Here is a 499-nt window from a genome sequence, read left to right as displayed (position 1 = left end):
AAGGTAAGGCTTGGCGATCGCATAGACGTGCTCCAGCTGGTGGCCTGCTTGCTTCGCAATGCCGAGCAGCTTGCAGATGCCGGTTGGCGAAATGCCCGTTTCAGCGGGAATCATGGCGACGGCTGGTGGCAGGGTTGGGGGGTTGCCCTTCCGATTTTCTATCGAAATCTCCTGTAGATCTTTTTTTAAACTAAGATCAACGTATATAGGACCATCGGACATTTCTGTCTCTTGGGGCGCCGCCGGGCTCGGCTTTTCCTGTGAGGCAGCTGCCGCCGGCTGCTCTTGCAGCGCGGCTAAAAGCTGCGGCTCGGGCGCTACGGCCGGTTCTGGCTGCGGCTGCGGCTGAACTGGTGCCGGCTCTTCCGGCGGCGCAGCTGGCTCGTGCGATTCCGGTGCTGCAGTTGGCTCCTGATGCTCCTGTCGCACTACTGGGGCCGGCTGCTGTTGCATCGAGGGTGGCTTCTGCTTCGTTATCGTAGGCAATTCCACTAAAGCG

General features: G+C 59.9%; 1 pseudogene. It reads right to left on the bottom strand.

Going from position 1 to position 499, the window contains the following annotated elements:
- Positions 1-453, bottom strand: a pseudogene (locus tag F2P45_RS34485) (hypothetical protein); the annotation flags it as partial.
- Positions 454-499: the final 46 nt, after the last annotated feature.

The organism is Massilia mucilaginosa, from assembly GCF_011682145.1.
Taxonomy (GTDB): Bacteria; Pseudomonadota; Gammaproteobacteria; order Burkholderiales; family Burkholderiaceae_D; genus Telluria_A; species Telluria_A mucilaginosa.
This window is presented reverse-complemented; position numbering and strand designations above follow the sequence as displayed.